This is a genomic window from Mycobacterium helveticum (assembly GCF_007714205.1).
Taxonomy (GTDB): domain Bacteria; phylum Actinomycetota; class Actinomycetes; order Mycobacteriales; family Mycobacteriaceae; genus Mycobacterium; species Mycobacterium helveticum.
Genome location: NZ_VMQU01000203.1, coordinates 1 through 5,854 on the forward strand (window position 1 = coordinate 1; position 5,854 = coordinate 5,854).

A 5,854-nucleotide genomic window follows, 5' to 3' on the forward strand; every position below is an offset into this window, starting at 1 on the left:
CCCCCCGCCCCCCCCCCACCCCCCCCCCCCCCCCCCCGCCCCGCCCCCCCCCCCCCCGCGGCCCCCCCCCCCCGCGCCCCGCCCCCCCGCTTCCCCCTGCCCACTTGACAAAACCGATTCCATATCAGGGATTCGCACTCGGCGCCCGGGGTGCACACTCCCCAGATTCAAGCTCAACGCCCCGCGGCGGGCTGATACTAGCGGGACTCGCCGTAGATGCTGCTGACCCAGATGTGGGCGAGGGTGTCGACGACCCGGGCCTCGTCGACCGCCGGCACCTCGGCCGCCAGTGCGGCCATCATGGTGCGCTCGTTCATCTGGTTGAGCGACGTCGCCAGGTCGGTGGCCGGGATGGTCTCCGGCGCGGCGCCGCGGGCGCGTTCCGCGGTGATCATGGCCGCCGTCTGGTCGATCCATTTCTGCATGAAGCCCAACCACACCGCCCGCAGCTCCGAACTGGTGGCCAGCGCCTCGGTGGCGGCCCGGGCCAGCGCACGGTGCGAGCTGAACGCGGTGAAGAACGCGTCGATGCCGTTGCGCCACACCCGCTTCGGGTCCTGGGGCAGCCGCTGCACCGCGCCGTCGAACTCGGCGTCGGCGCGCGCGATCACCGGCTCGAGCAGCGACAGCACCACCGCTTCCTTGGACTTGAAATAGAAGTAGAACGTGGGCCGCGACAGGCCGGCCCCCCTGGCCAGGTCGTCGACGGAGATCTCGGCGAACAAACGCTCCTCGAGCAGTCGCTCGGCGGTCGCCAGGATCGCCTGCTCGCGGTCGTCGCCGGAGGGGCGCATCGCACGCCGACCACGTAACGCGCGGGGCGGGCCGACGGAAGTCACGACAGCCACTTTACACAGTGTCGAAACACAGTGTCGAAATGATCGACACACTGTTGACGCGTTCGACACCGTGTTGATAACGTGGCGGCATGACCGAGCACCTTGACGTCGTCATCGTGGGCGCCGGCATCTCCGGCGTGAGCGCGGCCTGGCACCTGCAGGACCGCTGCCCTTCCAAGAGCTGCGCCATCCTGGAGAAGCGGGAAGCCATGGGTGGCACCTGGGACCTGTTCCGCTACCCGGGAATTCGTTCCGACTCCGACATGTACACGCTGGGGTTCCGGTTCCGTCCGTGGACCGAGCGTCAGGCCATCGCCGACGGCAAGCCGATCCTGGACTACGTCAAGGGCACCGCGGCCAGGTACGGCATCGACAAACACATCCGGCTCAGCCACAAGGTGCTCAGCGCCGACTGGTCGCACGTCGAGAACCGCTGGACCCTGCGGATCGACAACAACGGGACGCCGAGCACGATCACCTGCGCCTTCCTGTTCCTGTGCAGCGGCTACTACAACTACGAGCAGGGCTATGCCCCCCAGTTCCGCGGCTCCGAGGACTTCACCGGGCCGATCATCCACCCGCAGCACTGGCCGGAGGACCTCGACTACGCCGACAAGAACGTCGTCGTGATCGGCAGCGGGGCAACGGCGGTGACTTTGATTCCCGCACTGGCCGATTCGGGCGCCCGGCACGTGACGATGCTGCAGCGCTCACCGACCTACATCGTCTCGCAGCCCAAGCGGGACAAGATGGCCGAGCGGCTCAACCATTGGCTGCCGGACAACCTGGCCTACACCGTGATCCGCTGGAAGAACGTGCTGCGGCAGGCGGCGCTGTACGGCGCCTGCCAGAGGTGGCCGCAGCGCATGCGCAAGACGCTGCTCGGCTTCGTCGAACGCCAACTGCCCCAGGGTTACGACGTGCAGAAGCACTTCGGCCCGCAGTACAACCCATGGGACCAGCGGCTGTGCCTGGTGCCCAGCGGCGACCTGTTCCGCGCGATCCGGAAGGGCCGGGCCGAGGTGGTCACCGACACCATAGACCGGTTCACGGCCACCGGCATCCGGCTCAACTCCGGGCAGGAACTGCCGGCCGACATCATCATCACCGCAACCGGTTTGAACCTGCAGCTGTTCGGCGGCGCGACCGTCACGGTCGACGGCGAGCCGGTGGACCTGACCAAGACGATGGCCTACAAGGGCATGATGCTGTCCGGGCTGCCGAACATGGTCTACACCGTCGGCTACACCAATGCGTCGTGGACACTGAAGGCCGACCTGGTGTCCGAGTTCGCCTGCCGATTGTTGAACTACATGGACGACAAGGGGTTCGACACTGTGGTGGTCGAACGCCCGGCGGCCGACGTCGAGGAGCGCCCGTTCATGGAGTTCACTCCCGGGTATGTGCTGCGCTCGCTCGACGAGCTGCCCAAGCAGGGCTCGCGCAAGCCGTGGCGGCTGAACCAGAACTACCTGCGCGACATCCAGCTGATCCGACGCGGCAGGATCGACGACGAGGGCCTGCGCTTCACCAAAAAGCCGGCACCCGTATCGGTTTAGGCGTCGACGACGGCTTCGACGACGGCTTCGACGACGACAATGCCGTCGTCGTCGCTGTAGGCCAACTCCCCGGGCACGAACGTCACCCCGCCCAGCCTGACCTCGACGTCGCGCTCGCCCGCCCCGGTCTTGGTGCTCTTGCGGGGGTTGGTGCCCAGCGCCTTGATGCCGATGTCGATGCCGCGCAGCGCGGCGGCATCACGGACCGCGCCGTTGATCACCAGGCCGGCCCAGCCGTTGGAGCGGGCCAGCCCGGCGATGAGGTCTCCGACCAGTGCGGTGTGCAGCGAACCGGCGCCGTCGACGATCAGCACCCTGCCCGCGCCCGGTTGGGACAGCACGGATTTGAGCAGCGCGTTGTCCTGGAAGCAGCGCACGGTGCTGATCGGCCCGGCGAAGTGCGGGCGGCCGCCGAACTGGCGGAACTGAAGGTCGCAGCTGCGTACTTCGGCCCCGATGCTGTCGACGAGGTCGGCGGTGGGCCGGAATTGCACGGACACCTCAGTGGCGGCGCAGCTGGCGGATCAGCAGGATGGCCAGCAAGCTGAGGGCGACGGCGACGATCAGCGGGACCGGAGCCTGGCCCGGGACCGGCGCCGGAATGTCGCGCGGCACGGGGTCGGGCGCGGATTCGACGGTGGATTTCGCTTGCTCGGCGGCATCTTTGGCGGCCGCGGCAAGGTCGCCGTTGGTTTCGGCGCGCTGCACCGGCGCGGGGGGTTGCCCGGCCGGCTCTCGCGGCTTTTCCGCGGGCTCCGGGCTTTTGGCCGGCGCCTTCTTGGCGGGCGCCCTCTTGGCCGGCGCGTTGGCGGCCGGGGTCTTTTTGGCCGGCGCCTTCTTGGCAGGAGCTTTCGCGGCCTTCTTGGCCGCCTTGGCGGGCGGCGTCTTCTCCGGCGGCGTCGACGCGCCGTCGGGGTGGTGCTCCGGTTGCTCTTGCGGGTCTGCCATGCGGCCGCTCCTTTGCGCCTTGCTCGTCGCGCACGAAACTTACCGCGCACGAAACTTACTCTGGTCCCATCATGCCAGGTGGCGCGGCGGCGTCCCGGTGCCACCGGCGCCGCTCAGGGCCTGCGCCGGACCGCCCAGATGGCGCCCGCGGCCACGAATGCCGCCGCCACCACCACGAACGGCCACAGCGGGGGTTGCCGCCGCCCCGCTGGGGGGCGGATCCCGGTGTGCCGGTGCCGGGCACCGTCAGCCGAAACGACCACGATCCCGCGTGACCGTCCGCCGACGTCACGCGGTAGGTGACCGTGTACGTCCCGGCCGGCCCGAGCGGGCGCGGGCCGATGCCGTCGGGACCGACCACCGTCATCGCCGCGAACGTGGGCTGCAGCCGCTCGTTGAAGGTGGCGCTCACCCGGTCGGGCCCGACCGTGCGGCCGGCGCCGTCCGCGGGCTCGGCGGATATCCGGGCGGCGTGCGCCAGCGCCGCCGGCGTGCAGCGTCGCGGCCGGGGCCATGGTGGCCAGCAACAGGCTCAATCGGGCGCCGACCGCCAGACGTGTCCCGCGCGTCGCCGCAGCAGCACGAGGTCGATGCCGGCGGCGGCGACGACCATTGCCGCACCTCCCAGCAGGCCTGCCGTGGCGTCCGGTGCCTTCGGATCGGGTGGGGCGGCGTGTTGGTGCGGCCCCGCCGGCCCCGTCGCCAGTGTCAGCCGGCGCGCCGGACGTTCCGGCTCGCCGCCGCCGGGCGGCGTCTCGGGCAGCTGTAGCGAGATGCGGAACAGCGCGAACCGATCCACCCCGATCCCGGCGCCCACGTCGGGAAGGGCGACGGTTCGCCCGGTGGTCGACGCGCCCTGTCGGACTCGTTGGGAATCTGGAAGGTGACGGCGGCCGGGCGCGGCACCGGCATGTCAGACCGCGGTCAATCCGAGGCGGGCCATCACGTCGGCCTCGATACCGTCCAGTTGCGAGGAGATCGCCGCGTGGGCCGCCCGGCGCCGCGCGGCGGGCATGTTCTCGGCGGCGATGACGGCCGCCGACAGATCGGTGAGCCGCTCGGTCAGCGCCGCGACGAACTGCCTGGTTTCGGCGTCCTTGGGCTTTTTGTCCTGCACCAGACGCAGGGACTTCTCGGACCCGGCGATCCGGGCGGACAGCTGGGCCCCGTGCCCGGAGAACCGGCCGATCTGGGCCGGCGGGACGCCGAGTTGGTCCGCGCGTCGCTGGTCGATCACCGCCCGGGCGGCCATGGCCGCCCGGTAGACCACCGGGGTGAGGATCGGCGCGAGCAGCCGAGACACCGTGAGCGCGCGCCGAATTCTCGTCGGCGACAACACCTTGCCCTCGCGCGCCGCCTTGAGTTCGGCCTCGGCGACCTTCAACGCCGTCCGGTCGCTTTCGCGCTGGGCTTTGAGCTGGGCCCGGAGTGCCCTCTCCGCGGCCTTCTCGGAGGCCTTCCGATCGTCCTTCATGCGCCGGGCCTCGTTCTTGGCGGCGAGCCTGGCCTCCATCTTGGCGCGGGCCGTGATAGCCCGGGCTTCGGCGCGACGCGTCGCGCGACTCTTTCGTTTGTGGAACAGGCCCATGAGCCAACACTAATGGGAATGGGCCTGCGCCAGCCCGCCAGGTGGCGCTGTGCCGACGGTGGCGGGCCTAGGCCCCCAGGCGCTGAGGGGTGTCCATACGCTCGGCGTCGCGCAACTCGTCGGCCCGCTCCATGAGCTCCTGCTTGGCTTCCGGGGACAGCTCAAGGGCCGCCAACGCGATTTTGCGCACGCCGTCGTGACGCACCGCGGCCATCCACGTCAATTCCTTGTTGAGTTTCTCGTAGTACTCGTCATCGGTGAAATAGTCCGGCTTGATGCGGAAGAAGTTGGCGAGCGCCGCCATCGTCGCCGCCGACGGGTTGGTGCGGTTTCCCGAGCGTAGCTGGGACAGGTAGGGAGCCGACATCGTGATGCCCTCGGACTTGAGTGCCGCGATCACCTCCGCCGAGGTGTGGGGCCCGCGACCGGGTGGGTACACCGTGTCGAACAAACGGTTCAGCCGGGCTGCAAACGTCGTGCTCATCGATATGACCTCCACGGGGCTGTAGAAGTGGACTGTTTTCCTAGGCATATTTGCTGATCATGGCAGCCGGGGCTGGGGTGCGCATCCCGTTGCAAATGCGTGGCGGTTCGCTGATGCCGGCCTCGGCGACCGCTCGACCCTCACTCCACGAGCCTCTAGTCTCTCCTCGCGCGTGTCCACCGATTCTGGTGATTTCACAGGTGATCCGCAGAAAACGGGTAGCTGGGCGGGGCTGCGCAAGACCGTACCGGCGTTTCGCCAATTGGCCTGGACGACGGTGACGGATGAAATCACCGCAACCGGCCACGCGCGGTGAGGGGCCAAGGGTAGCCTTTGCTGCGGTGTTGAGTATCCGGCTCGCGGGCCGCTGTGCGACGACCCCCACGCGTCCTGGCAGTGCCTCGCGTGGCGTTCGCCGAGCGGGGTGGGCCGACGG

Annotated in this window: 8 protein-coding genes and 1 pseudogene; 2 read left to right on the forward strand and 7 right to left on the reverse strand. The window is 69.5% G+C overall.

Features of this window, described 5'->3' with window-relative positions; translation table 11 throughout:
* Positions 1-197: 197 nt before the first annotated feature.
* Positions 198-839 (reverse strand): TetR/AcrR family transcriptional regulator, encoded by a 642-nt coding sequence (locus FPZ47_RS26175; RefSeq protein WP_144956146.1) that lies wholly within the window; start codon positions 837-839, stop codon positions 198-200.
* A gap of 89 nt (positions 840-928) precedes the next feature.
* On the opposite strand from FPZ47_RS26175, the gene FPZ47_RS26180 reads away from it, so the two are divergent.
* Positions 929-2,398, forward strand: a complete 1,470-nt coding sequence (locus FPZ47_RS26180; protein WP_144956143.1) for a flavin-containing monooxygenase — start codon at positions 929-931, stop codon at positions 2,396-2,398.
* Here the strand turns inward: FPZ47_RS26180 and rraA are convergent.
* The 6 genes and pseudogenes from rraA to FPZ47_RS26210 all read right to left on the reverse strand — a co-directional run bounded on the left by rraA (position 2,395) and on the right by FPZ47_RS26210 (position 5,418).
* The gene (gene rraA / locus FPZ47_RS26185; protein ID WP_144956140.1) at positions 2,395-2,898 is read right to left on the reverse strand and encodes a ribonuclease E activity regulator RraA; all 504 of its coding nucleotides are present in this window, start codon (positions 2,896-2,898) and stop codon (positions 2,395-2,397) included. The two genes, FPZ47_RS26180 and rraA, sit on opposite strands and share 4 nt — an antisense overlap.
* A gap of 1 nt (position 2,899) precedes the next feature.
* Positions 2,900-3,346 (reverse strand): Rv3852 family protein, encoded by a 447-nt coding sequence (locus FPZ47_RS26190; RefSeq protein ID WP_144956137.1) that lies wholly within the window; start codon positions 3,344-3,346, stop codon positions 2,900-2,902.
* 113 nt (positions 3,347-3,459) lie between these two features.
* A pseudogene (locus tag FPZ47_RS26195) lies at positions 3,460-3,861 on the reverse strand (copper resistance CopC family protein).
* Positions 3,862-3,878: 17 nt separating this feature from the next.
* Entirely contained in the window at positions 3,879-4,163 is a 285-nt protein-coding gene (locus tag FPZ47_RS26200; RefSeq protein WP_144956134.1) for a hypothetical protein, read from the reverse strand.
* A gap of 96 nt (positions 4,164-4,259) precedes the next feature.
* Positions 4,260-4,934 (reverse strand): DUF6474 family protein, encoded by a 675-nt coding sequence (locus FPZ47_RS26205; protein WP_144956131.1) that lies wholly within the window; start codon positions 4,932-4,934, stop codon positions 4,260-4,262.
* A gap of 67 nt (positions 4,935-5,001) precedes the next feature.
* Positions 5,002-5,418, reverse strand: a complete 417-nt coding sequence (locus FPZ47_RS26210) for a helix-turn-helix transcriptional regulator (protein ID WP_144956128.1) — start codon at positions 5,416-5,418, stop codon at positions 5,002-5,004.
* Between the two features lie 172 nt (positions 5,419-5,590).
* Between FPZ47_RS26210 and FPZ47_RS28690 the strand changes: the two genes are divergently transcribed.
* Positions 5,591-5,734, forward strand: a complete 144-nt coding sequence (locus tag FPZ47_RS28690) for a hypothetical protein (RefSeq protein ID WP_168209574.1) — start codon at positions 5,591-5,593, stop codon at positions 5,732-5,734.
* The last annotated feature ends 120 nt before the right edge of the window (positions 5,735-5,854 follow it).